Raw genomic sequence first — 26,478 nt, 5'->3', positions numbered from 1 at the left:
TTATTTATAAATAGTGGGGCATTCCTATCTTCTAAAGCGAGCTTGTACTTTATTTCGTTTGCGATCTCGGTGCAAGACGAAGCCACCAAAGATATAAAAGCCGAGCGCGAAGCAGAGAGCGCCGATTAAAAATTGTAACCACAGTATAGAAATTGGTGGAAATAGAATCCCGAATACCGTATCTCTCATTAACTTTATACCAAATACAGCTAATGAAATAGGGATGAGTGCTAATAGTAGAGCAACGTAACGCTGCATACATAATACTCCTTTTCAGATTATTTCGTATATTTTAATGATGTTATACGGAAAGGGGTTTGTCAAGAGGGTGCTGAACGAGTAAGATAAGGGTGTGAAAAAATTTGCAGAGTTACTTCGAGAGGAAGTGTAATATATGAAACAAAAAGTATTAATTGTTGGTGCGGGTGAAGGCGGGAGCGCGCTGCTGAATCTGTTACAAAGTTCGAATATATTTCAAATTATAGGGATTATTGATATAAATCCATTGGCAAAAGGATTACAAATTGCTAAGGAATACGGGAATGCAATTGGAGAAAGTGTAACTCCATTTCTTTCTATGCATATTGATGTAATATTTGATATGACAGGTGAAGATGATGTACATAAAGTTTTATTGGAAAAAAAGAAAAAAGACACTCTTCTTATACCAGGTGATATCGCAAAAATTGTTACAGGATTAGCGCATGAGAAGGAAGGGCTAATTGGGCAGTTAGAGGAACAAACGCAACAAGGAGAATTAATTTTAAATTCTACACATGACGGCATGATCGTAATTGATCGAGAGGGACAAGTTCGTCTTTTTAATAAAAGTGCAGAGCGTATTATCGGATATAAAAAAGAAGAGGCGATAGGAAAATATATTTTAGAAGTCATTCCAACTAGTAAATTACTTCGCATTATACGTACGAAACAAATAGAAGTAAATTATGAACTGACATTAGAGAATGGAAAGAAAATTATTACAACGCGTATTCCAATATTAAAAGAAGGCGGAGAGGTGCAAGGGGCATTTGCAATTTTTAAAGATATAACAGAAGTTGTAGATCTTGCGGAAGAAGTTACAGATTTAAAAGAAATTCAAACACTATTAGAGGCAATTATTAACTCATCTGAAGAAGCGATTTCAGTTGTGGATGAAAAAGGAAGAGGTTTAGTCATTAACCCGGCATATACGAAATTAACGGGTTTAACAGAAGAAGATATTATTGGGAAGCCTGCTACAACTGATATTGTAGAAGGCGAAAGTATGCATATGAAAGTACTTCGAACGCGTCGTGCGGTGCGCGGAATACATATGAAGATTGGGCAAAAAAAGCGAGATGTAATTGTAAACGTAGCACCAGTTATTGTGGATGGAATATTGAAAGGAAGCGTCGGCGTTATCCGTGACGTGTCGGAAATTCAAAAATTAACAAATGAATTGAATAGAGCAAGGCAAATTATTCGCACATTAGAAGCGAAATATTCATTTGATGATATTGTCGGAAATTCAGATGAAACAACTGCAGCTATCGAACAGGCGAAGCTAGGAGCGAATACACCAGCAACAGTACTGTTACGCGGGGAATCTGGGACTGGTAAAGAATTGTTTGCACATGCAATCCATAATGGAAGTAATCGAAAATACAATAAGTTCGTCCGTGTAAACTGTGCGGCCATTTCGGAGACGTTGTTAGAAAGTGAATTATTTGGTTATGAGGAAGGGGCGTTTTCTGGAGCGAAAAGAGGCGGGAAACGTGGGTTCTTTGAGGAAGCGAATAACGGTAGTATTTTTTTAGATGAAATAGGGGAGTTGTCTGCAAATACACAAGCGAAACTCCTTCGTGTATTGCAGGAAAAAGAAATTGTAAAAGTTGGTGGAACGAAAGCGATACCTATTAATGTTCGAGTAATTGCAGCGACACATGTGAATTTAGAAAAGGCTATTCTAGAAGGGAAGTTTAGGGAGGATTTATATTATCGATTAAATAAAATCCCAATTCAAATTCCATCTCTTCGTCAACGTAAAGGAGATATACCGACAATTGCGGACAGGTTGATTCAAAAAATTAATCAAGATTACGGTCGTAATGTAGAAGGGCTCACTGATTCAGCCGTTTTATATTTACAATCATACGAATGGCCAGGAAATGTGAGGGAACTTGAAAATATTTTGGGGAGAGCTATTATCTTTATGAATTATAACGAGACCTATATTGATGTACACCATTTACCGCCATTACATAACGAAGAGCAGGTGGAGTCAAAGCAATCTCATTTATTACCTGAATTAGAAGAAAAGCCACTTGAACATTTAGTGACAGAGTTTGAAGGGAATATTATTTATGAATATTTGGAGAGATTTGATGGGAATAAAACACAAACTGCAAAAGCGTTAGGAATTTCCGTTCGAAATTTATATTACAAGCTAGAAAAGTATAACCATGCAAAAAATAGCACGCAATAAATTGCATACCGTGCAATTTATTGCATGGTATACAAAAAGCGACAAGATAAGACAGAATTTTTCGTTATTTTCCAAAGTATTGATTTTACTGCATTTTGAATACGTTTTCATTATTGGTAAGACCACTTTTAAAAGTTGGCACGGTATTTGCTTTATAAATGGACGAGGGACGACGGAAAGGGTTGATTACAAAATATGAAGTTAGAATACTTAATTGATCAAGCAGGACAGCCTAAAAAAACTGTGGCTGTAGCAGTAGCTGAAGATCATGAAGTAATTGAAGCTGTAGCGAAAGCAATTAAATTACAGCTAGCTCAATTTCGTCTATATGGAAATCAAGAAAAAATAATGGGGATGCTACAAGAACATGGTTTACAAACTTCAGAACATGTTGAAGTGATTGCAGCAATGTCTAGTGCTGAAGCTGCAGAACTTTCTGTTAAAGCTGTGAGAAATGGTGAAGCAGATGTGCTTATGAAGGGGAACATCCCAACAGCAAATATTTTGAAGGCTGTGTTAAACAAAGAGTGGGGCCTACGTAAAGGTAGCGTACTTTCACATGTAGCAGCATTTGAAGTTCAAAATTACGACCGTCTTATTTTCGTTACAGATGCAGCGATGAACATCGCACCTGACGTAACACAAAAAGCTGCTATTATACAAAATACTGTAGAAGTTGCCCAGGCAATAGGAATCGACTTGCCCAAAGTGGCACCAATCGCAGCAGTAGAAGTTGTGAATCCAGCGATGCAGGCGACAATTGATGCAGCGATGTTAACACAAATGAATCGCCGCGGACAAATTAAAGATTGTATCGTTGATGGACCACTTGCTTTAGATAATGCAGTATCACAAATTGCAGCAGAGCATAAAGGCATAGTAAGTGATGTAGCAGGTAAGGCAGATATTTTACTCGTCCCAACGATTGAAGCTGGAAATGTGCTATATAAATCACTCGTATACTTTGCGGATGCAAAAGTAGGAGCAATGATTGCTGGCGCAAAAGCACCGATTGTTTTAACATCTCGTGCTGATTCAGCAGAAACAAAAGTATATTCATTAGCATTGGCAGTTGCGACTGCTTCAAAATAAACCAAAAAGGGTAAAACATTAGGGGGAAACGACAATGACATTAGAAATCTTCGAATACTTAGAAAAATATGATTATGAGCAAGTAGTATTTTGTCAAGATAAAGAATCTGGTTTAAAAGCAATTATTGCAATTCATGATACAACACTTGGACCGGCTCTTGGTGGAACAAGAATGTGGACATATGATTCTGAAGAAGCGGCGATTGAAGATGCATTGCGTCTTGCAAAAGGGATGACATACAAAAACGCAGCAGCTGGTTTAAACTTAGGTGGTGCGAAAACAGTAATTATCGGTGATCCTCGTAAAGATAAGAGCGAAGCAATGTTCCGTGCACTAGGACGTTATATCCAAGGACTAAACGGACGTTACATTACAGCTGAAGATGTTGGTACAACAGTAGATGATATGGATATTATCCATGAAGAAACTGACTTTGTAACAGGTATCTCACCATCATTCGGTTCTTCTGGTAACCCATCTCCAGTAACTGCATACGGTGTTTACCGTGGTATGAAAGCAGCTGCAAAAGAAGCTTTCGGTACTGACAATTTAGAAGGAAAAGTAATTGCTGTTCAAGGCGTTGGTAACGTAGCATATCACCTATGCAAACATTTACACGCTGAAGGAGCAAAATTAATCGTTACAGATATTAATAAAGAAGCTGTACAACGTGCTGTAGAAGAATTCGGTGCATCAGCAGTTGAACCAAATGAAATTTACGGTGTTGAATGCGATATTTACGCACCATGTGCATTAGGCGCAACAGTTAATGATGAAACTATTCCACAACTTAAAGCAAAAGTAATCGCAGGTTCTGCAAATAACCAATTAAAAGAAAATCGTCACGGTGACATCATTCATGAAATGGGTATTGTATACGCACCAGATTATGTAATTAATGCAGGTGGCGTAATTAACGTAGCAGACGAATTATATGGATACAATAGAGAACGTGCACTAAAACGTGTTGAGTCTATTTATGACACAATTGCAAAAGTAATCGAAATTTCAAAACGCGATGGCATAGCAACTTATGTAGCGGCAGATCGTCTAGCTGAAGAGCGCATTGCAAGCTTGAAAAATTCTCGTAGCACTTACTTACGCAACGGTCACGATATTATTAGCCGTCGCTAATCATTCATATATAACTTTTACAAAAGGCGTGGTTACCTCTTATGAGGTTTCCGCTTCCTTTTGAATTTATTAGTGGAGGTAGCAACATTGTCTGTAAATCGAATTCTTGTTATTAACCCAGGTAGTACATCCACAAAAATTGGTGTTTTTGATAATGAAAGACCCGTTTTAGAAGAAACGATTCGTCATGACGTAGAACAGATTGGGAAATACAAGCGAATTATCGACCAATATGAGTTTCGAAAAGAAACGATTTTAGAAGTTCTACATTCTCATGGTATTAACATTTCAAAATTAAACGCTGTTTGTGGACGTGGTGGATTACTTCGTCCAATCGAAGGCGGTACGTATACAGTAAACGATGCGATGTTAGAAGATTTAAAAAATGGGTTTAGCGGTCATCACGCTTCAAACCTTGGAGGCATTTTAGCATATGAAATTGCTTCTGGATTAAACATTCCTGCATTTATTGTGGATCCTGTCGTTGTAGATGAGATGGAGCCAGTTGCTCGTATAAGTGGTATTGCTGGTATGGAACGTAAAAGTATCTTCCATGCATTAAATCAAAAAGCAGTTGCTCGTAAAGTAGCCGAACAGTTAAACCACAAATATGAGGATTTAAATTTATTAGTTACACATATGGGCGGTGGTATTACAGTTGGTGCTCATAAAAAAGGAAGAGTAATCGATGTGAATAACGGTTTAAACGGAGAAGGACCATTTAGTCCAGAGCGTGCTGGTACAGTACCAGTAGGGCAACTAGTAGAAATGTGTTTCTCTGGTGAGTATTACCGAGATGAAATGATTAAAAAGCTTGTCGGACAAGGTGGACTTGTAAGTTTAATCGGTACAAATGATGCGATTAAAGTAGAGAAAATGGTTGAAAAAGGTGATCCTGAAGCAACTCTTATTTATAAAGCAATGGCATATCAAGTTGCAAAAGAGATTGGCGGAGCTAGCGCTGTACTTCACGGGAAAATCGATGCAATCGTATTAACTGGTGGACTGGCATACAGTAAAATTCTTGTCGATGAAATAAAAGAGCGAGTGGACTGGATTGCAGATGTTATTGTACATCCAGGCGAAGATGAGTTAGAAGCGTTAGCAGAAGGAGCACTTCGTGTATTACGTGAAGAAGAAGCTCCAAAAGAATACGTTGTACGTGAAAAAGAAACGGTAGCTAGGGGTTGAGATAATGGCAAAAGAATATGATTTAGTCATCGTTGGCGGCGGTACTGGTGGATATGTTGCTGCAATTCGTGCATCACAACTAGGGTTAAAAACTGCACTAGTCGAAAAAGAAAATCTTGGTGGTACTTGTTTACACAAAGGATGTATCCCTAGTAAAGCTCTTTTACGTAGTGCGGAAGTATATGCAACTGCTAAAAAAAGCGAAGAGTTCGGAGTTATTGCAAGCAATGTAGAACTAAACTTTGCGAAAGTACAAGAGCGTAAAGAGAAGATTGTAACGCAGCTTCATAAAGGCGTTCAACACTTAATGAAACAAGGTAAAATTGATGTGTTTGAAGGTATTGGCCGTATTCTTGGCCCATCTATTTTCTCTCCGATGCCAGGGACAATTTCAGTTGAACTTGCAAGTGGAGAAGAGAATGAAATGTTAATTCCAAAAAATGTACTTATTGCAACAGGTTCTCGTCCAAATTCATTACCAGGTTTAGAATTAGACGGAGAGTACGTAATGTCTTCAGATCATGCTCTAAAAATGGAAACGCTTCCTAGTTCGATTATTATCGTTGGTGGCGGTGTAATCGGTATTGAGTGGGCATCTATGCTTGCTGACTTCGGTGTAGAAGTTACAGTATTAGAGTATGCGAAAACGATATTACCACTAGAAGATCAAGACGTCTCAAAAGAAATGCAACGTCTATTCAAGAAAAAAGGTATTAAAGTAGTAACTGGTGCAAAAGTATTACCAGAAACATTGGTAAAAGATAATGGAGTAACAATCCAAGCTGAACACAACGGTGAAAATAAAGAATTTAAAGCAGAAAAAATGCTTGTATCTGTAGGAAGACAAGCGAATACGCAAAATATTGGCTTAGAGAACACAGATATCGTTGTGGAAAAAGGATACATTCAAACAAATGAGTTTTATCAAACGAAAGAATCGCATATTTACGCAATTGGAGATGTAATCGGTGGCCTGCAACTTGCTCACGTTGCTTCTCATGAAGGAATTGCTGCAGTAGAACATATTGCAGGGAAAGAAGTTACAACAATTGATTACTCTATGGTATCAAAATGCGTATATAGCAGTCCAGAAGTTGCTTCTGTCGGTTTAACAGAACAAGAAGCGAAAGAAAAAGGCTATAAGTTAAAAGTAGGTAAGTTCTCATTCCGCGCAATCGGAAAAGCACTTGTATACGGAGAATCAGATGGTTTCGTAAAACTTGTAGTTGATGAAGAGACAAATGACATTCTTGGTGTTCATATGATCGGACCGCATGTAACAGATATGATTTCTGAAGCTGGTCTTGCAAGAGTACTTGATGCAACACCTTGGGAAGTAGCACATACAATTCATCCGCATCCATCATTATCTGAGGCGATTAGTGAAGCAGCACTTGCTGTAGATGGAAGAGCGTTACACGCATAAAAATGTGGATTTAGGAGGTTATGAAAAATGGCAGAAGTAAAAGAAAAGCGCCATGAAGAGCTTGGCTTAAGTGATGAGCAAGTATTAGAAATGTTCCGTACGATGTTACTTGCACGTAAAATCGACGAACGTATGTGGTTATTAAACCGCGCTGGTAAAATTCCATTCGTAATTTCTTGTCAAGGACAAGAGGCTGCACAAGTTGGAGCGGCGTTCGCTCTTGATAGAGAGAAAGATTATGCATTACCATACTACCGTGATATGGGTGTTGTACTAGCATTTGGTATGACAGCTAAAGAGCTTATGTTGTCTGCTTTCGCGAAAGCTGGAGATCCAAACTCTGGTGGTCGTCAAATGCCTGGTCACTTCGGTCAAAAGAAAAATCGTATTGTTACAGGTTCATCTCCAGTAACAACGCAAGTACCACATGCAGTCGGTATTGCACTAGCTGGAAAAATGGAGAAGAAAGATTTAGTAACGTTCGTTACATTTGGAGAAGGTTCTTCAAACCAAGGTGACTTCCATGAGGGGGCAAACTTTGCTGGTGTACACAAACTACCTGTTATTTTTATGTGTGAAAATAACAAATATGCAATCTCTATTCCAGTTGAAAAACAATTAGCATGTAAAAACGTATCAGATCGTGCGATTGGTTATGGTATGCCTGGATATACAATAGACGGAAACGATCCGCTTGCAGTATATAAAGCTGTAAAAGAAGCAGCAGATCGCGGTCGTCGTGGTGAAGGCCCAACTTTAATTGAAACAGTATCATATCGTTTAACAGCACATTCTAGTGACGATGATGATCGTGTTTATCGTGATAAAGAAGAAGTAGAAGAAGCAAAGAAAAAAGATTCAATTATAACATTCGCGGCTTATTTAAAAGAAGCTGGTGTGTTAACTGAGGAATCGGAAAAACAAATGTTAGACGAAATTATGCATATCGTAAATGAAGCAACAGAATATGCAGAAAATGCTCCGTATGCAGCACCTGAAGATGCATTGAAGCACGTATACGCAGAATAGGGGGGAACGTTTCATGGCTGTAATGTCTTATATTGATGCTATTACATTAGCAATGCGCGAAGAAATGGAACGCGATGAGAAAGTATTCGTTTTAGGAGAAGATGTTGGTAAAAAAGGTGGTGTGTTTAAAGCGACACACGGTTTGTATGATCAATTTGGTGAAGATCGTGCTCTTGATGCACCGCTTGCAGAATCTGCAATTGCTGGGGTAGCAATTGGTGCGGCAATGTATGGTATGCGTCCAATCGCTGAAATGCAGTTTGCTGATTTCATCATGCCAGCAGTAAACCAAATTGTTTCTGAGGCAGCAAAAATTCGTTATCGTTCTAATAATGATTGGACTTGTCCAGTTACAATTCGTGCACCATTTGGCGGGGGTGTTCACGGTGCATTGTATCATTCACAATCTGTAGAAGCGATGTTTGCAAACCAACCAGGTTTAAAAATCGTTATCCCTTCTACACCATATGATGCAAAAGGCTTATTAAAAGCAGCCATTCGTGATGAAGATCCAGTATTATTCTTCGAACATAAACGTGCATATCGTTTAATTAAAGGTGAAGTGCCGGAGGATGACTACGTATTACCAATCGGAAAAGCAGATGTAAAACGTGAAGGTGATGATATTACAGTTATCACGTACGGATTATGTGTTCATTTTGCTCTTCAAGCGGCTGAAAAGTTAGCACAAGATGGCATCTCTGCACACATTCTTGATTTACGTACTGTATATCCATTAGATAAAGAAGCAATCATTGAAGCAGCTTCTAAAACAGGTAAAGTTCTTCTTGTAACAGAAGACAATAAAGAAGGAAGCATTATGAGTGAAGTGGCAGCAATTATTGCTGAAAACTGTCTATTTGATTTAGATGCGCCAATCGCACGTCTTGCAGGTCCAGACGTTCCAGCAATGCCATATGCACCAACAATGGAAAAATTCTTTATGGTAAATCCAGATAAAGTTGAAAAAGCAATGCGTGAACTTGCGGAATTTTAATCGGGGGGACTATACATGGCTGTAGAAAATATTACAATGCCTCAGCTCGGGGAGAGCGTTACAGAGGGCACAATTAGTAAATGGCTCGTTAATGTTGGCGATCACGTAAACAAGTATGATCCGCTTGCAGAAGTAATGACTGATAAAGTAAATGCTGAAGTACCATCTTCTTTCACGGGTATTGTGAAAGAGTTAATCGCTGGTGAAGGTGATACGTTAGCTGTAGGTGAAGTAGTTTGTGTGATTCAAGTAGAAGGCGCAGATGAAGTAGCAGCAACAGCTGTTGAGGAAAAAACAAAAGAAGAACCAAATGCAGAAGTAGCTACGTCTGAAAAAGCACCGAAAGTAAAACAACCAACTGATGGAAAACCACGTTTTTCACCAGCTGTGTTAAAACTTGCGGGTGAGCATAACGTTGATTTAGATTTAGTAGAAGGTACGGGAGCAAACGGCCGTATCACTCGTAAAGATATTTTAAAGCTAGTGGAATCTGGAAATATTCCACAAGCAGGTGCGGCGAAGAAAGAGGAAGCTGTAGCGGCAGTAGTAGAAGCTCGCCCAGAAGCACCAAAAGCAGCACCAGTAGCGCAAAAAGTAGAAGCTGCGAAACCAGTTTCTGTACCTACAATGCCTGGAGATATCGAAATTCCAGTAACAGGTGTGCGTAAAGCAATCGCAGCAAACATGTTACGTAGTAAACACGAAGCACCACATGCTTGGATGATGATTGAAGTAGATGTGACAAACCTTGTGTCATACCGTAACTCAATTAAAGGTGAATTTAAGAAGCGTGAAGGCTTTAACTTAACGTTCTTTGCTTTCTTCGTAAAAGCAGTAGCACAAGCGTTAAAAGAGTATCCTCAAATTAATTCAATGTGGGCTGGCGATAAAATTGTTCAGAAGAAAGATATTAACCTTTCTATCGCTGTTGCAACAGAGGAAGAACTATTTGTACCAGTAATTAAGCAAGCGGACGAGAAAACAATTAAAGGTATCGCTCGTGAAATTACAGAACTTGCAGGAAAAGTACGTACGAAATCGTTAAAAGCGGACGAAATGCAAGGTGGAACATTTACAATTAATAACACAGGATCATTCGGCTCTGTTCAATCTATGGGTATTATTAATTACCCACAAGCGGCTATTTTACAAGTTGAATCAATTGTAAAACGCCCAGTAATTATGGATAACGGTATGTTCGGTGCCCGTGACATGGTTAACTTATGTTTATCACTTGATCACCGAGTACTTGATGGTTTAATTTGTGGTAAGTTCTTAGGACGTGTTAAAGAAATTTTAGAAAACATGTCAGAAAATAATACATCTGTATATTAATAAAAAGCTCGCTTATGCGAGCTTTTTATTATCTTATTTCTTCATCTACATCCTACTATATGTATAAATATCTTTCCCAGTAATCTTACAATAAACGATTATGTATTAGGAATTTACGAAAATACATTGCTGATATATGGTATATGGATATAAAATAAGAAAAGAATAATTTTTTTGGCAAATCTTACTGATGAAACTGTAGTATAATATATTGTATTGTATGAAAAAGAGAGTTATTCTATATAAGTGTTTTATAGATAATGTGTAATCAGTCGTCAAAACATGAAGAATGTTGACTCCTGGTTTTTTATTTTTGCCGTAACAATGTTTCAGGAGGATGTCATGAAAAGAAGTACCGAGTTTCTAAAAAGTTTAGATGTAAAATTAATTTTAATTTTGTGTGCACTATGTGTGACGAGTATAGCTGCTATATATAGCAGTCAGCAAACGGGACAGTATGGAGCTGCAAACTTTGCTATGAAACAAGGTGTTAACTACATAATTGGGATTGTATTGTTACTTCTTGTTGCAAGCATCGACTTAGATCAATTGCAAAAATTGTCTTGGCCACTTTATATTGCCGGGTTTGGTTCACTTATTCTTTTGAAAATACTACCGGTTTCCACCTTCACACCTGAAAAATTAGGTGCAAAAAGATGGTTCGTTTTTCCAGTACTTGGACAAATTCAGCCGTCTGAGTTTTTCAAAATTGCATTGCTTCTTGTAGTAGCAAGCATAGCTGTGAAACATAATGCGCAGTATATGGCAAGGACATTCCAAACGGATTTAAAATTAGTAGGTAAAATTATGCTAGTTTCTCTTCCTCCTATGGCTGTTGTATATAGCCAACCGGATACAGGTATGGTGTTCTTATATGCTGCTGCTATTGCATGTATTTTATTTATGTCAGGTATTCAAAAAAAATTGATAGCATTATGTACAGTTATTCCGGTGACCATATTATCTACATTAATATTTATTTTCTTTAAGTATCCAGATTTTTTCTATAATAAGTTAGTTACTTTACTAAAACCTCACCAACAGTCGCGTATTGTAGGTTGGTTAAATCCATTTGAAAATGCAGATCAAGGTTATCAAACACAGCAATCGATTTTAGCTGTAGGTAGTGGAGGAATGGAAGGCAAAGGGTTTGGGGGAGGAAGCGTCTATATCCCAGAGAAGCATACTGACTTTATTTTCGCTACAATTGCCGAAGAAGGTGGATTTATCGTAGCAGCCTTAGTTGTCTTCTTGTTCCTATTACTACTATATCGAACAATTATTATTGGTTATTCCGCTGATAATTTATTTGGTACATTATTATGCGCTGGATCGATCGGTATATTAACAGTTCAAATATTCCAAAACATCGGTATGATTGTTGGATTAATGCCTGTAAAAGGTATTGCATTACCTTTCTTATCGTATGGGGGAAGTTCCTTATTCTCGAATATGATTATGATGGGGCTCATACTATCGGTACGGAAAACTTATAAAAAATATATGTTTTCAGTTAAGTAAAAAAAGCTGGTTCGTTTTTAAACGAACCAGCTTTTTTACATATATGCTCATAAACGTTGCAAACTAAACAGGATAGCAGTTTGAGACGGGTAAGGAGTGCAAAGTGATGCATATGCATATTTTTGAAGGAGCACGGCATCTTTCTAATAGTAAATGGGTTATTCGGGCTATTATAGCATACATATTTTTAATATTAGTTGCGAAAGCGATGGGCAAAGGTCTATCGCACAACTTCGTTTTTTAGATGTTGTATTAGTGTTATTACTTGGCGGGAATATTTCTAATGCAGTTTTTGATGAAAAGGTCGGATTACTTGGTTCAATGAGTACAATTTGTATACTAGTTGTACTTCATATTGTAAGCTCTATTTTAATGTTGAAATGGGATAGATGGAGACGGTTTTTAAAGCCTGCACCGATTATTCTTATACATAATGGTTCCATTGATTGTAGCAATTTGAAAAAGGCGAGAATTACGGCGGGATATTTATTTTCGGAATTTCGTATGCGAAATGTGAGCGATATTCAAACGATTAAATTAGCATTATGGGAAGCAAACGGTGTCGTTTCTATATTTCGGTATCCAAAATATGAAGCAGTTTCGCGGCTTGATCTTAAAGTGGCGGGAAAAAAATCTCCAGTTTCTTTTGTATTAGTAAAGGATGGGAGGATACAGAAAGATGTTCTTGCATTATTAGGAAAAACAGAAGCGTGGGCGAGAGAATTGCTAGAGGAGAGTACAGAAGTCGAATCTATCATGTTAGCTACAATAGATGAATCACATAAAATAAATATTTTGTTAAAAAAATGAAAGATATACGCATTTTGTCGTTTCGTACATATGATACAATAGTGTGGACAACGAAAAAGGAGGCGATACGGTGGGATATGTAGAAGAATTACGAAAAATAGTTGGTCATCGCCCTTTAATTTTAGTTGGTGCTGTTGTACTCGTTATAAATGAAAATGGATATGTTTTATTACAGCAGCGGACAGAGCCGTACGGAAAATGGGGGCTACCTGGCGGGCTAATGGAGCTTAGTGAATCACCAGAAGAAACAGCTTATCGTGAAGTATATGAAGAGACAGGAATAAAAGTGAAGAATTTGCGACTAATCAATGTATTTTCTGGAGCGAACTACTTTACAAAATTAGCAAACGGTGATGAATTTCAATCTGTAACAACCGCCTATTATACGGATGAATACGAAGGGGATTTTGTTATGAATAAAGAAGAAGCAGTTCAGCTTAAATTCTTTTCACTAACAGAACTACCTGACTATATTGTAGGATCGCATAAAAAAATGATTGCTGAATATATGAAGATTATGGAAAAAAAGATATAATAATAGTGAAAGAAATACAAAAACACAGCTCTGGTTGGTAGTCCAGACGCATGATTTCATGTCAGTAACCTTCCCCTCCGGGATGTCCCGTATTTCTAATCTTTTAAAGGAGGGGCTGTCAATGGATTTGACAGTATATCACGATGGTCAATTTTTTGTTGGAATTATTACATGTAAAGAAAAAGGGAAATTGTATGGAGCGAGGTATATTTTTGGAGCGGAACCGTCAGATGAAGAAGTGCTTATGTTTGTGAATGGTTCACTTTTAGAGCATTTTCAGCACTTTGCAAAATGTGGTGTAGAAGTTAATGAAAAACAGCGTCCTAAAAACATAAAGCGTATCATACGACAAGCAGCAAAAGAAACAACTATTAAACGTTTTACTAAGGCGCAAGAGGCGATTAGTTTATCTTATGAATTGCATAAGCAAGAAAAGAAAGTGCAGTCTAAAGAGAAGCGAGAAGCTGAAAAAGAAAGAAGACGTTTAATTAAAGTACAAAAAGTAAAGCAAAAACATCGTGGTCATTAAAGAAAAGGTGTTAGAGCAAGAGCTCTAACACCTTTTCTATACTTAAATACAAGTAAACTTACTTGTATTTCATAAACATTAACTGGTAAGATACAAATAGGTAGTTTTAGAGGAGGGAAAAGAGTGATTAATTTTAACTTTTTTATGAATGATGTTGTCCGCCAAGCGCGTGAAGAGATTGTCTCTGCTGGATATACAGAATTGACGACGCCAGAAGCGGTAGAAGAAGCATTTAAAAGAAATGGAACAACACTTGTAATGGTAAACTCTGTATGTGGTTGTGCAGGTGGTATTGCTCGTCCTGCTGCTGCGCATTCCGTACATTATGATAAACGTCCTAACCACCTTGTAACGGTGTTTGCAGGTCAAGATAAAGAAGCGACAGCAAGAGCGCGTGAATATTTCGAAGGGTACCCACCTTCTTCTCCATCATTTGCTTTATTAAAAGATGGAAAAATTGTAACGATGGTAGAGCGTCATGAAATTGAAGGTCATGAACCGATGCAAGTTATTGCGAAACTACAATCGTATTTCGAAGAGAATTGTGAAGAACTATAAAAAATAAGAGAAAAAGCGGCACATCCACAATCAAGTGGATGTGCCGCTTTTTTATTTATTATTAAAATTTCTGAGATATGCATAGTTATGTTGTTTTATGCATTTTTTTATACATAATAAACATCGTTTGTATTGCTGTTTTATTTATTTTTATTTTATATATTGCATAAAAATAAAAGTGCTGATACAATACAAACATCGAATAAATATTCTATTAAACTTTTAAATATACATTATTAGGGGGAAGAAAGATGAAGAAGTTAGTATCAATATCGTTTGCACTTATTTTAATTGTAAGTATATTCAGCGCTTGTAGTAATGGGGAGTCGAAAGAAACAAAAGGAAATAAGAAAGTACTCGTAATGGGGACTTCAGCGGATTATAAACCATATGAATACGTGGAAGCTTCAAAAAGTGATGAAATTATTGGTTTTGATGTTGATGTTGCTAAATATATCGGAAAAGAACTTGGGTATGAAGTGAAAGTGAAAGATATGGATTTTGGTGGTTTATTAGCATCTCTTAGTTCAGGAAAAGTTGATTTCGTAATGGCAGGCATGACGCCAACTGCAGAGCGTAAAAATAACGTTGATTTTACAGATATTTATTTTGTTGCGAAAAATATGGTCGTTTCTAAAAAGGATTCTAACATTAAATCTGTAGAGGATTTAAAAGGGAAAAAAGTAGGAGTACAAACAGGGTCTATTCAAGAAGAGAAAGCAGCCGAATTTAAAAAACAAGTAGATTTCCAAGTTGAGGGACGTGACCGTATACCAGAAATCGTACAAGAAATTAAAGCTGGTCGTTTTGAGGCTGCAATTATAGAAGACACAGTTGCTAAAAATTATTTAGAGAAAATGAAAGATTTACAAGGAATTGAAATTAAAGAAGCACCAGAAGAAGTTGGAGCAGCAATTGCCCTTCCGAAAAACAGTGATAAAACAGCTGAATTTAATAAAGTAATTAAAAAAATGCAAGAAAATGGAGAAATGGATAAATTAGTGAAGAAATGGTTTGGCAGCGGAAAATAAGCTGCCTTTCACTTTTCTGTGAGGGGAATGAAAAGAATGAATTTAGATTTTTCGGCGATTACGCCTTCGATACCATATATACTAAAAGGTTTAGAAGTTACTTTGAAAATTGTAGCGGTATCAGCTTTAGCAGGATTTATTTTAGGAACGCTATTAGCACTTTGTAAAATTGTTAGAATACGAGCATTAAATATAGCAGCAGATTTTTATACATCAATTTTTCGTGGTACACCACTTGTATTGCAATTAATGATTATTTATTTCGGCGTCCCACAAATAATTGGTTATGAAATACCAGCATTCTTAGCAGCTGTACTTGCGTTTAGCTTGAATTCAGGTGCATACATGTCAGAAGTAATTCGTGCTGGTATTCAAGCGGTTGATAAAGGACAAACAGAAGCAGCAATGGCTTTAGGGATACCATACGGAAAAATGATGAGAAATATTATTTTCCCTCAAGCATTAAAAAATATATTACCAGCGCTTGTGAATGAATTTGCGACACTTACGAAAGAATCGGCTGTAGTAACAGTAATAGGCGCGACTGATTTAATGCGTCGTGCTTACATTGTAGGCGGTGAGACATTTAAATATCTTGAACCATTACTTTTTGTTGGACTGATTTATTATATGTTAGTCATTATTCTTACATTAGTCGGGAAGGCAATTGAAGGGAGAATGAAGAAAAGTGATTAAAATTGAAAACCTTCATAAATCATTTGGTAAAAATGAAGTATTAAAAGGAATTACAACAACGATTGAAAAAGGGGAAGTAGTTGCAATTATAGGACCTTCTGGATCAGGAAAATCAACATTTTTACGTTGTATGAATATGTTAGAAGCACCAACGGATGGTCACATTTGGATTGGAACGGAAGAAGTAACCAATCCGAAAACGAATGTTATGCATGTTCGTGAAAATGTCGGTATGGTATTTCAGCATTTTCACTTATTTCCTCATATGACTGTATTAGAAAATATTACGTATGCTCCTATCAATGTAAGAGGGGTAACGAAGCAAGAAGCTGAAAAGAAAGCTGAGAAACTTTTAGAAAAGGTTGGATTAGTAGATAAAAAAGATACGTATCCAAATCGTCTTTCGGGAGGACAAAAGCAACGTGTAGCAATTGCAAGAGCGTTAGCAATGGAACCGGAAGTTATGTTATTTGATGAACCGACATCGGCGCTAGATCCAGAGATGGTGAAAGAAGTGTTAGAAGTTATGAAATCGTTAGTTACGACAGGAATGACGATGGCTATCGTTACACATGAAATGGGTTTTGCAAAAGAAGTGGCAGATCGTGTTCTTTTCTTGGACGGAGGAAAGCTTGTAGAAGATAGTGCGCCAGAAGAATTTTTTGCAGCGCCGAAAAGTGAACGTGCGCAACAATTTTTACAAAAAATATTGTAATATGAAAAGGTTATGTGAATAATAAGTAGAAAAGGATGACATTGTGTCATCCTTTTTTTATACTAGCTGTAAATACGTTTATACATATAGGAGTAATGATATGTTTAAAATTGGATATCGTACAGTAAAAACAGCAATAGGGACAGGCGCGGCAGTTTTTATTGCTCAGTTATTAGGGTTAGAATTTTATAGTTCAGCAGGTATTTTAGTTATTTTATGTGTACAAAATACGAAGCGCAAATCGCTTCAAGTGTCGTTACATCGTTTTCTAGCGTGTGTATTATCAATGGTATTCGCGTTTTGTATTTTTGAAACGATAGGCTATACACCACTTGCAATTAGCATATTGTTACTTACATTTATTCCGACTGCAGTAATGCTTAAAATTCAAGAAGGTATTGTCACGAGTTCAGTTATTGTTATGCATCTATATTCATTGAAGCAAATTACATGGCTTATAGTTGGAAATGAAATTGCTATATTAACGATAGGGATTAGCGTGGCGTTATTAGTAAATATGTATATGCCGAGTAGTGAAAATAAGCTAAAAGAGTATCAGGATAAAATAGAGAGTAATTTTAAAACGATTTTGTTTGAAATGGTTGTGTATTTACGAAATCGAGAAAGTAGTTGGAGTGGAGCAGAACTCATTGAAACCGAGAATATGTTAAATGAAGCAAGGGATTTATCGTTTAAAAAACTTGAGAATGCATTTATGCGAGAAGATGATTATTACTATCGTTATTTTAATATGCGCATGCAACAATTCGAAATTTTAGAGCGAATGATACCACTAGCAGCTTCTTTATCGTGGACATATGAACAAGCTGACATGATTGCAGATGTTGTTGAAAACATTGGTAATGCTATTAGCCCTGAGAGTACTGGCGTTATTTCCTTAAGGCAGCTTCAAGAAATGAGGGAATTATTTAGAGACATGCCATTGCCAGTTACACGCGAAGAATTTGAGATACGTGCGAAACTTGTTCAACTTGTGTATGAAATGGAACAATATTTACTCATTAAAAGTCGCTTTAAGGGAAAGGATAATATAAAAGAACTTATATAGAAGGTAGGAATTATCTATGCCGTATCTTCTCTCTATCATATTATGTCTTTCTTTATCGCCGATTTGGCCTCTTGGGGATAATCCACGTGCCGGAGATCCTTTTATTATTGTAAATAAAGCAACGAATAAATTAGCTTACATTGACGATGGAAAGATTCAAAAGGTTTTTCCAGTAGCGACAGGGAAAACGAATGAATTAACTCCAGAAGGAACTTTTGATGTTGTAATGAAAGCAAAGGATCCGTATTACATTGCGAAGGATATTCCAGGTGGATCGCCAAAAAATCCACTTGGGTCAAGGTGGATTGGATTTAATGCAAGAGGAACTGATGGAAGTAAATATGGAATACATGGAACAAACCAACCGAGTTCAATTGGAAAGTATATTTCACAAGGGTGTATAAGAATGAAGAAAAACGATGTGGAATATTTGTTTGATCGCATTCCAATTGGAACGAAAGTATGGATTGTGAAATCGAAAAAATCATTTCAGCAATTGGCAAAAGAAAAAGGAGCCGTTGCATATGAAAAAGCCAACGAAAAGGTTGGCTTTTTCTATTATAATAAGTTGTCTTGACATGTGTACATAACCGTGCGTTAATGAGAGTATAGAAAGATAAAATTAGATAAAGGGGTTGCTCATATGTACTTGAATCCGAAACTTTCATATATGCAGTTTTTTATGGGATTTCTATTTGTTATTACATTCATATTGGCAACTTTTAATATATGTTCTTATCTTGTAGCGATTGTATGTATGGCATTACTTAATCTCACTTTTGTTATTGGGGCATTTCAGCAGAAACAATATACAAGTTTTGTAATAGCACTTGTAATGTCATTTTCCTTTAGTATTGTAGCGATTGTGTTTTATATAAAATAAACCATCTCGATGTCGAGATGGTTTATTTTTTCATGTGTAAAAAGTAAAAAAAGGACGAACACATCGCCCTTTTTACCAAAACATACTCGCGCCAGCAAGTAATGTTGTTACAAGCATAGAAATTAGCATCACATAAACCATAATTTTTTGAGCTTTTTTATGCATCGTTATACCTCCTTGCAAATCAGTACAATTTCATTGTAACGAGAAATGAAATTATGGACAAGAGGAGAGTGAGGACAAAATTCGGGAGGGGATTGCAAAATATAACAGGAAATTTGAGTGTGTATAGAGAATATAGTTAAAGGGTATATTGTTAATTTTTAGTTGGGCAAGCTGAAGAATGGAGATACGATGATGAAAATATACGAAACAGATCGTTTATACTTAAGGGAAATTGATGAGTCGTATGCTGAAACAGTTCTTCAATATTACGACAGAAATCGTGAATTTTTAAAAGCTTGGGAAGAGTATAGACCGGATGATTTTTTTACGCTAGATTATCAAAAGAAAAAATTGCAAAAGGATAGAAAAGAGTTCGAAGAAGGGAAAATCATCAGACTATGGATTTTTAAAAAGGGTGATGATACGAAAATAATTGGGTGTATTTCATTTAATTTAATCGTTCGTGGCATTTATCAATCTTGTGTACTCAGTTATAAATTAGATAAAGCAGAGTTAAACAAAGGGTATACGACAGAAGCACTTAGAAAAGCGATTCAAGTTGCTTTTGAGGAATTTCAGTTACATCGTATAGAAGCTCCGATTATGCCTCGTAATTTAGCATCTATACAAGTAGTAACGAAGATAGGTTTTCAATATGAAGGCGTGTCTAGGAAGATGTTAATGGTAAATGGCGTGTGGGAAGATCATATGCGCTGGGTATTGTTAAATGAGTAATAGAAAGCAGATGGTTATCTAGACATGTAAACCATCTGTTTTTTGTCTTGTATTTCGAAACTTTTGCGAAATTCTGTTATAATTAATAGTGTTACATACATAATGGTAGTGCAGGAGGCGCAGTCTTATGATTAATCAAGAACGTTTAGTAAATGAATTTATGGAATTAGTACAAGTAGATTCTGAAACGAAATTTGAAGCAGAAATCTGCACAGTATTAACGAAGAAATTTACAGATTTAGGTGTAGAAGTATTTGAAGATGACACAATGACTGTAACTGGTCATGGTGCAGGTAACTTAATTTGTACTTTACCAGCAACAAAAGAGGGTGTTGATACAATTTACTTTACTTCTCATATGGATACAGTAGTTCCTGGTAATGGAATTAAGCCTTCTATTAAAGATGGATATATCGTATCAGACGGTACAACAATTTTAGGTGCGGATGATAAAGCTGGATTAGCATCAATGTTCGAAGCAATCCGTGTTTTAAAAGAGAAAAATATCCCTCATGGTAAAATTGAATTTATTATTACAGTCGGAGAAGAATCAGGTCTTGTTGGTGCAAAAGCATTAGACCGTGAGCGTATTACAGCGAAATATGGCTACGCATTAGATAGCGATGGAAAAGTTGGTGAAATCGTTGTTGCAGCTCCAACACAAGCGAAAGTGAACGCAATTATTCGCGGGAAAACAGCTCACGCTGGTGTAGCGCCGGAGAAAGGTGTATCTGCAATTACTATCGCAGCGAAAGCAATTGCGAAGATGCCACTTGGTCGCATTGACTCTGAAACGACTGCAAATATTGGACGTTTTGAAGGTGGTACACAAACGAATATCGTTTGCGATCATGTACAAATCTTTGCAGAAGCTCGTTCTTTAATCAATGAGAAAATGGAAGCACAAGTTGCGAAAATGAAAGAAGCATTTGAAACAACTGCAAAAGAAATGGGCGGTCATGCAGACGTTGAAGTAAACGTTATGTACCCAGGATTTAAATTTGCTGATGGCGATCACGTTGTAGAAGTCGCAAAACGTGCAGCTGAAAAAATTGGTCGTACACCTTCTCTTCACCAAAGTGGTGGCGGAAGTGATGCAAACGTAATTGCAGGACATGGTATCCCAACAGTTAACTTAGCAGTTGGTTATGAAGAAATTCATACAACAAACGAGAAGATTCCTGTTGAAGAGTTAGCAAAAACAGCAGAATTAGTTGTTGCAATTATTGAAGAAGTAGCGAAGTAATGGAATAGAAAAAGCGTGTAAATCAATTGTGATTTACACGCTTTTTATTTTGACTCGATTGCTTTGACAAAACGTATAAGCCAATATAAGAAAACCTATGGAAGTATATACGTTGTTGCTACATATACTAGACGAGGGAATAATCCTAACGTATTCATATTGAAAATGGGAAGTAGTAAATAATTAATTGCAATGATTAATATAACAAAAAGGAATGTATAGTTGAGTTTATCCCGCTATTTGCCGGGCAGTAACACCCCTACCTCAAAATTCAGCGAAAGTAAAAAAGTTAGGTGGGGCCCTGCTGCCCGTAAAGGCCCGATTGGTGAGGGCTGATTAAACTTTCACTTTATTATATATCCTCTTTATATCGACTATAAAAAAGAACAAGTAATTATTATAACTATTGTGCAAAATTTGATATAATAAAAGAACGAACGTTCTGATTAGGAGTGAGTACTATGCGAGAAATGTATCCGAAAAATGGTCGTGTAATTTTACATGTAGATATGAATTGTTTTTTCGCATCTGTTGAAATTGCTCATGATCCATCATTACAAGGAAAACCATTAGCGGTTGCTGGAAATGAAAAAGAGAGAAAAGGAATTATTATAACATGTAGTTATGAGGCGAGAGAATACGGAATACGTACGACGATGCCCCTTTGGGAAGCGAAAAGGTTATGCCCGCAATTAGTTGTAAGGCGTCCTAATTTCACATTATATCGCGAAGCTTCATTTCAAATGTTTCAAGTCATTTCTCGTTTTACAGAAAAGATACAACCAGTCTCAATAGATGAAGGATATTTAGATATTACAGATTGCTACGCACTTGGTTCGCCTCTTGAAATAGCAAAGATGATTCAACAAGCACTACTAACAGAGTTGCAGCTTCCGTGTAGTATCGGAATCGCTCCAAATCTTTTCCTAGCAAAAACAGCTTCTGATATGAAAAAACCTCTCGGTATTACCGTACTTCGAAAACGTGATATTCCAGAAATGATTTGGCCACTTCCAGTTGAAGCAATGCATGGGATTGGAGAAAAAACAGCTGAAAAATTAAATGAAATTCATATACATACAATTGAACAATTAGCGAAGGGAGACGAGCATATCATTCGCGCTAAAATTGGGAAGCACGGTATTGATTTACAAAAGCGTGCAAAAGGTACGGATGATAGGGAAGTGGATCCGAGTCAAATGGGCCAACATAAAAGTGTCGGTAACTCGATGACTTTTTCAAAGGATATGGATGAAGAGAAAGAATTACTTGATATGTTAGAACGGTTATCAAAATCAGTGAGTAAAAGATTACAAAAGCGAACCCTTGTCAGCTATAATATTCAAATTATGATTAAATACCATGATAGGCGAACAGTAACACGGAGTAAGCAATTGAAAAATGCAATTTGGGAGGAACGTGATATTTTTCAAGCAGCATCCCGTTTATGGAAGCAACATTGGGATGGTGATTCCGTTCGTTTACTAGGTGTTACAGCTACTGAAATAGAGTGGAAGACAGAATCGGTGAAACAATTAGATTTGTTTTCATTTGAAGAGGATGCGAAAAAAGAACCACTACTTGCTGTCATTGATCAAATTAATGATAAGTATGGAACACCAATTTTACAACGAGGTAGTCAACTACTACGTAAGCAAGAGAAGTCGTTTCAACAAAAGTTAGAAAATAAGTTTATGTAGAAGGTGTCATGAAGTAGTAAAATCATGACACCTTTCCTATTATACAGGCACCAAGTGATGAGAATGGAATATAAATCCCGATTGCCATAATAAGCATGAATGTAATTAAGAGCCAGCTTACTTTGTTTACACCTTTATCAAAGCTTGTTTCTACACGCTTTCCAATTACCTTATTTGCTAAAGAGCGGAAATACGTATCGGTACTTGTTGAGATGCCAACAGCTTTTGCGCTACCACTTACAATATTTGTTCCCATGAAGCAAAGGTTTTCCGTATCGAGTGGATTGTAATTTTTTTCATGTTTTTCGGTAAGATATGCTTATTTTCTGTATGGTAGCAGTGTTCGTATTTTTCTACAGGAAGTGCTTCCCCTGTTAAAGAAGATTGATTAACAAATAAATCTTTAGCGGATACAATACGCACATCAGCTGGAACGATATCACCGGCTGAAAGGGAAATGATATCGCCAGGTACAAGTTCCTCAATTGGAATTTCTGTTGTGTAATTTCGATTTAAATTCGTTACATTTTTTGTTTCATGTACAAATCCATTTATTCTAAATACGCTTGCAGTTGTTCGAACCATAGCTTTTAACTTATCGGCAGCTTTTTGAGAACGAAATTCTTGGGAAAACCGAATTGTTGCACTAAGTAGTACCATTGCAGATACGACAATTGTTCCTTGCATATCATCCGTGAAAAAGGAGAGTGCTCCAAGAGCTAATAAAACGAAAATAAATGGATTTTTAAATGCCGACAGAAATTGAATGTACCACGGCGCCATTTTATTATGAGCTATTTCGTTCGGACTATATAAAGAAAGTCTACGAGACGCTTCTTGTTTAGATAATCCATCTTGTGTTGTTTCTAAAAGTTTTAACGCAGAGCTTACATCTTGTGTTGCAACCTCCACTAATAATTCGTTATTTGTTTTCATGCTATCTTGCTCATAAGCATGCTTTGTTTCTTGTCTTTGTAAATTAAACATCGGTAGTTCCTCCTCTGTCATGAAGGAGGAAACAATCTGTTACCTAACTATTTGAAATGGTGAGGAACAGTTTCTTTCCTACCTACATGATGAAATATGAATGTAAAACGTATGGGTATCTGGGCCGAATCATCAATTGCCAACTGCTCCTCACCTCCGTACAATTTAGTAGTTTCTGATATGCTATGTTTGTTTCATAGTAAGGTGCATATAGACGTAAAAAGACCTTTACTCAAAACGAGTAAAGGTCTGAATTCGCAGTTAAAAGAGTCCACAACAAAGACTGTTAGTAGACATAAATAAAAACAGTTTTTGTGTATGACAAAATACATGCACCTCTCCCTCGTTGAGTTTTAGCACTGTATAGCATAGGTACTGAAACCAGCTACATTAAAAAAGGCCTTCATTCCGACCTTTCCTGTTGACCCATTGGCGTCTCTCGACATTTTTGGGCAGCAGCGTTTCTCTATACAGGAGCCTCACCTAACAGAGACCATATTCAATTACATGTTGAATGTTAGCACTGTAAAATTGTAGTGTCAATATCTTTTTTATCTGTGTTTTTAAAATATTAAACGGATTTATAATAGATATGTGGGATGAAATGTATGATATTGATTATAAATAATATGAAAAATAAATATTTTTATAAAAGGGGAATTTGTAATGGTACCACAAAATTTTATTATAAATATTGAGAATCAAAAGTGGTTGTTTAATGAGCGGGAAGATTTATGTTCTCACGGGGAAATTTATTTAAATGTGGATGGAACGATTATTACACAAACAGGTATGGATGAGGAATGGGGAATAAGTGAATCAGCTTTAGCTTTGTTACGAACTTTAGATAAAGAATATATTTGTGATATTGAAAATGAAGAGGGGCTTATTTTGCACGGATGTGGCACTATGTTAATGTTAGGATGCCCAATTTCAATTCATTGGACTATAAACCATATAGGTGAAAACGTGATTTTAAAGGACTTTGTCAAAGTTATTTCTACTAATCAAAAGGCTATATACTATGAAGGACTTCATATAGAATTGAATGAAAATGAATATAGAAAACAAATTGTTTCTTTTGCACTACAAGCAAAAGAATTATTTAATAAATCAAGTGAAAAGATAATTTCAAATGAGTTTGAGCGAAGTATGTATACCGACTTTTGGACGGAATATGATTATTTGTTAAATAAGTATAAATAAAAAAAGCACTGTAACTAGTGCTTTTTTTATTATAGATTACGAGATTGTAGGGTTTTCAAAAATAACAATCTCTGAACTGTTTGTAGTTGAAACGCGTTGGGCGTAATATGTTAAAGCTGAAGAAATATATGCTGGTAACGTATCATTTGTATGTGATGTTGTATATTCATGGATTAATTCCTTTAAAGTTGTCCATTCTAATTGTGCTGGGTGATCAGACACGAAAGAACTTACCCAGCGATCAAATGAAGATGAAAAATCAGTTTGTAAACGAAATACTTCTTTCATAATAAAACGCTCCCTTAAAATGTAGTATAATTATTTTAACACAAAAAACGAACGATAGCTAAATTTTTTAAGTGTAACGTTCGTGTTATATAGTTGTCTAGATGTTTCGTTATGTAAATTCAATTTGCCATTTGAAATAACATTCCGTAAGATGAGAGATAGAGTATATTTAGAGCTGGAGGAAAGAAAGTGGAATTTGTATTTTTAGGAACTGGTGCAGGTGTTCCTTCAAAAGGAAGGAACGTTTCAGCAATTGCTTTACAATTGTTAGAAGAACGAGGACAAACTTGGTTATTTGATTGTGGTGAGGCCACGCAACATCAAATATTACATACATCTGTACGTCCGCGCCGCATTGAAAAAATATTTATTACGCATTTACATGGCGATCATATTTTTGGGTTGCCTGGTTTATTAGGTAGCCGTTCATTTCAAGGAGGAACTACGCCTTTAACGGTGTATGGACCGAAAGGAATTAAACAATTTATTGAAGTGGCATTATCGGTAAGTACGACACATGTGAAATATCCACTTGAAGTTGTGGAGATAACAGAAGAAGGTACCGTATTTGAAGATAATGAATTTTATGTAGAAACGAAAAGATTGTCACACGGTATAGAATGCTTTGGATATCGTATTGTAGAGAAAGATATACAAGGTGCTCTTTTAGTTGATAAGTTGCTTGAGATGGGTGTGAAACCAGGTCCAATCTTTAAACGTTTAAAAGATGGTGAAGTAGTTGAATTAGAGGATGGCACGATATTAAATGGAAATGAGTTTATCGGCCCACCTCAAAAAGGAAGAATTATTACTATCTTAGGTGATACGCGATATTGCGAAGCGAGTAGGGAGCTTGCGCAAGATGCAGATGTACTTGTCCATGAAGCGACTTTCGCAGCAGAAGATGAGCAACAAGCGTATGATTATTTTCATTCTACATCTAAGCAAGCTGCGAGCATTGCACTTCAGGCAAATGCGAAGCGACTAATATTAACTCACATTAGTTCTCGCTATCAAGGAGATACATATAAGGAATTATTGAAAGAGGCTAGAGAGTTGTTTTCTAATACAGAAATAGCGACAGATTTGAAATCATTCCCAGTAGAAAAATGATAATTTCGTAAAAAATGGT

The 26,478-nt window shown here is 36.4% G+C and carries 26 protein-coding genes, 2 pseudogenes and 1 riboswitch; of the genes and pseudogenes, 24 read left to right on the top strand and 4 right to left on the bottom strand.

What is annotated here, in order from left to right; translation table 11 throughout:
* Nucleotides 1-24: 24 nt before the first annotated feature.
* The gene (locus tag F3I02_RS12615) at nt 25-258 is read right to left on the bottom strand and encodes a DUF2627 domain-containing protein (protein WP_001190210.1); all 234 of its coding nucleotides are present in this window, start codon (nt 256-258) and stop codon (nt 25-27) included.
* Nucleotides 259-394: 136 nt separating this feature from the next.
* Here F3I02_RS12615 and F3I02_RS12610 point away from each other — a divergent pair, with 136 nt between their 5' ends.
* From F3I02_RS12610 to F3I02_RS12520, 19 genes and pseudogenes are all read left to right on the top strand, one after another.
* On the top strand, nt 395-2,467 hold the full coding sequence (locus tag F3I02_RS12610; RefSeq protein WP_196478037.1) for a sigma 54-interacting transcriptional regulator: 2,073 nt from the start codon (nt 395-397) through the stop codon (nt 2,465-2,467).
* A gap of 195 nt (nt 2,468-2,662) precedes the next feature.
* Nucleotides 2,663-3,559 (top strand): phosphate butyryltransferase, encoded by an 897-nt coding sequence (gene yqiS / locus F3I02_RS12605; protein ID WP_000764680.1) that lies wholly within the window; start codon nt 2,663-2,665, stop codon nt 3,557-3,559.
* Between the two features lie 34 nt (nt 3,560-3,593).
* Nucleotides 3,594-4,694 carry a leucine dehydrogenase gene (locus tag F3I02_RS12600; RefSeq protein WP_000171357.1) on the top strand — a complete coding sequence of 367 codons (1,101 nt, stop codon included), beginning with the start codon at nt 3,594-3,596 and terminating at the stop codon, nt 4,692-4,694.
* Between the two features lie 87 nt (nt 4,695-4,781).
* Nucleotides 4,782-5,885 (top strand): butyrate kinase, encoded by a 1,104-nt coding sequence (gene buk / locus F3I02_RS12595; RefSeq protein ID WP_000115780.1) that lies wholly within the window; start codon nt 4,782-4,784, stop codon nt 5,883-5,885.
* 4 nt (nt 5,886-5,889) lie between these two features.
* Nucleotides 5,890-7,311: a dihydrolipoyl dehydrogenase gene (gene lpdA, locus F3I02_RS12590; RefSeq protein WP_196478036.1), complete on the top strand. Its 1,422-nt coding sequence runs from the start codon at nt 5,890-5,892 to the stop codon at nt 7,309-7,311.
* Nucleotides 7,312-7,338: 27 nt separating this feature from the next.
* A complete protein-coding gene (gene bfmBAA / locus F3I02_RS12585; RefSeq protein WP_000852551.1) occupies nt 7,339-8,340 on the top strand; it encodes a 3-methyl-2-oxobutanoate dehydrogenase subunit alpha in 1,002 nt (333 codons plus the stop codon).
* 13 nt (nt 8,341-8,353) lie between these two features.
* Nucleotides 8,354-9,337, top strand: coding sequence for a 3-methyl-2-oxobutanoate dehydrogenase subunit beta (gene bfmBAB, locus F3I02_RS12580; protein ID WP_000290071.1), 984 nt, complete (start codon nt 8,354-8,356; stop codon nt 9,335-9,337).
* A gap of 15 nt (nt 9,338-9,352) precedes the next feature.
* Nucleotides 9,353-10,672 (top strand): dihydrolipoamide acetyltransferase family protein, encoded by a 1,320-nt coding sequence (locus F3I02_RS12575; RefSeq protein ID WP_000257674.1) that lies wholly within the window; start codon nt 9,353-9,355, stop codon nt 10,670-10,672.
* A 342-nt stretch (nt 10,673-11,014) separates the two neighbouring features.
* Entirely contained in the window at nt 11,015-12,193 is a 1,179-nt protein-coding gene (locus F3I02_RS12570) for an FtsW/RodA/SpoVE family cell cycle protein (protein ID WP_000831178.1), read from the top strand.
* Between the two features lie 106 nt (nt 12,194-12,299).
* Nucleotides 12,300-13,003 (top strand): annotated as a pseudogene (locus F3I02_RS12565) (DUF421 domain-containing protein).
* A 70-nt stretch (nt 13,004-13,073) separates the two neighbouring features.
* Nucleotides 13,074-13,538: an NUDIX hydrolase gene (locus F3I02_RS12560; protein WP_000542550.1), complete on the top strand. Its 465-nt coding sequence runs from the start codon at nt 13,074-13,076 to the stop codon at nt 13,536-13,538.
* A gap of 121 nt (nt 13,539-13,659) precedes the next feature.
* Nucleotides 13,660-14,067 carry a YjdF family protein gene (locus F3I02_RS12555; protein ID WP_080495067.1) on the top strand — a complete coding sequence of 136 codons (408 nt, stop codon included), beginning with the start codon at nt 13,660-13,662 and terminating at the stop codon, nt 14,065-14,067.
* 144 nt (nt 14,068-14,211) lie between these two features.
* Nucleotides 14,212-14,625 carry a BrxA/BrxB family bacilliredoxin gene (locus F3I02_RS12550; RefSeq protein WP_001979317.1) on the top strand — a complete coding sequence of 138 codons (414 nt, stop codon included), beginning with the start codon at nt 14,212-14,214 and terminating at the stop codon, nt 14,623-14,625.
* 251 nt (nt 14,626-14,876) lie between these two features.
* Entirely contained in the window at nt 14,877-15,656 is a 780-nt protein-coding gene (locus F3I02_RS12545; RefSeq protein ID WP_000737679.1) for a transporter substrate-binding domain-containing protein, read from the top strand.
* Nucleotides 15,657-15,692: 36 nt separating this feature from the next.
* Entirely contained in the window at nt 15,693-16,352 is a 660-nt protein-coding gene (locus F3I02_RS12540; RefSeq protein WP_001046920.1) for an amino acid ABC transporter permease, read from the top strand.
* The gene (locus tag F3I02_RS12535) at nt 16,345-17,067 is read left to right on the top strand and encodes an amino acid ABC transporter ATP-binding protein (protein WP_000590204.1); all 723 of its coding nucleotides are present in this window, start codon (nt 16,345-16,347) and stop codon (nt 17,065-17,067) included. The genes F3I02_RS12540 and F3I02_RS12535 overlap by 8 nt, the downstream gene beginning before the upstream one ends.
* 100 nt (nt 17,068-17,167) lie before the next feature.
* Nucleotides 17,168-18,136 carry an aromatic acid exporter family protein gene (locus tag F3I02_RS12530; protein WP_000472672.1) on the top strand — a complete coding sequence of 323 codons (969 nt, stop codon included), beginning with the start codon at nt 17,168-17,170 and terminating at the stop codon, nt 18,134-18,136.
* 16 nt (nt 18,137-18,152) lie between these two features.
* Nucleotides 18,153-18,713, top strand: a complete 561-nt coding sequence (locus F3I02_RS12525) for a L,D-transpeptidase (RefSeq protein ID WP_001146566.1) — start codon at nt 18,153-18,155, stop codon at nt 18,711-18,713.
* Between the two features lie 66 nt (nt 18,714-18,779).
* A complete protein-coding gene (locus F3I02_RS12520) occupies nt 18,780-19,019 on the top strand; it encodes a DUF3894 domain-containing protein (protein WP_000281167.1) in 240 nt (79 codons plus the stop codon).
* A gap of 72 nt (nt 19,020-19,091) precedes the next feature.
* On the opposite strand, the gene prli42 is transcribed toward F3I02_RS12520, so the two are convergent.
* Nucleotides 19,092-19,184, bottom strand: coding sequence for a stressosome-associated protein Prli42 (gene prli42, locus F3I02_RS12515; protein ID WP_000549037.1), 93 nt, complete (start codon nt 19,182-19,184; stop codon nt 19,092-19,094).
* Between the two features lie 189 nt (nt 19,185-19,373).
* Here prli42 and F3I02_RS12510 point away from each other — a divergent pair, with 189 nt between their 5' ends.
* The 3 genes from F3I02_RS12510 to F3I02_RS12500 all read left to right on the top strand — a co-directional run bounded on the left by F3I02_RS12510 (nt 19,374) and on the right by F3I02_RS12500 (nt 22,865).
* Complete coding sequence (locus F3I02_RS12510) at nt 19,374-19,919, top strand: GNAT family N-acetyltransferase (protein ID WP_033672813.1); 546 nt, start codon at nt 19,374-19,376, stop codon at nt 19,917-19,919.
* Between the two features lie 127 nt (nt 19,920-20,046).
* On the top strand, nt 20,047-21,165 hold the full coding sequence (locus tag F3I02_RS12505; RefSeq protein WP_074593458.1) for a tripeptidase T: 1,119 nt from the start codon (nt 20,047-20,049) through the stop codon (nt 21,163-21,165).
* Nucleotides 21,166-21,626: 461 nt separating this feature from the next.
* The gene (locus F3I02_RS12500; protein WP_001208853.1) at nt 21,627-22,865 is read left to right on the top strand and encodes a DNA polymerase IV; all 1,239 of its coding nucleotides are present in this window, start codon (nt 21,627-21,629) and stop codon (nt 22,863-22,865) included.
* An 82-nt stretch (nt 22,866-22,947) separates the two neighbouring features.
* On the opposite strand, the pseudogene F3I02_RS12495 reads toward F3I02_RS12500, so the two are convergent.
* A pseudogene (locus tag F3I02_RS12495) lies at nt 22,948-23,852 on the bottom strand (P-type ATPase actuator domain-containing protein); the annotation flags it as partial.
* A gap of 330 nt (nt 23,853-24,182) precedes the next feature.
* Nucleotides 24,183-24,350: riboswitch (M-box (ykoK) riboswitch) on the bottom strand.
* A 168-nt stretch (nt 24,351-24,518) separates the two neighbouring features.
* On the opposite strand from F3I02_RS12495, the gene F3I02_RS12490 reads away from it, so the two are divergent.
* Nucleotides 24,519-25,058: a hypothetical protein gene (locus tag F3I02_RS12490; RefSeq protein WP_196478035.1), complete on the top strand. Its 540-nt coding sequence runs from the start codon at nt 24,519-24,521 to the stop codon at nt 25,056-25,058.
* A 36-nt stretch (nt 25,059-25,094) separates the two neighbouring features.
* Here the strand turns inward: F3I02_RS12490 and F3I02_RS12485 are convergent, their stop codons facing one another.
* Entirely contained in the window at nt 25,095-25,346 is a 252-nt protein-coding gene (locus F3I02_RS12485; protein ID WP_000665709.1) for a DUF3932 family protein, read from the bottom strand.
* Between the two features lie 189 nt (nt 25,347-25,535).
* On the opposite strand from F3I02_RS12485, the gene rnz reads away from it, so the two are divergent.
* On the top strand, nt 25,536-26,459 hold the full coding sequence (gene rnz, locus F3I02_RS12480; RefSeq protein WP_000397455.1) for a ribonuclease Z: 924 nt from the start codon (nt 25,536-25,538) through the stop codon (nt 26,457-26,459).
* Nucleotides 26,460-26,478 lie beyond the last annotated feature (19 nt).

Source organism: Bacillus sp. SRB3LM, assembly GCF_015712745.1.
Lineage (GTDB): Bacteria > Bacillota > Bacilli > Bacillales > Bacillaceae_G > Bacillus_A > Bacillus_A thuringiensis_K.
This window is presented reverse-complemented; position numbering and strand designations above follow the sequence as displayed.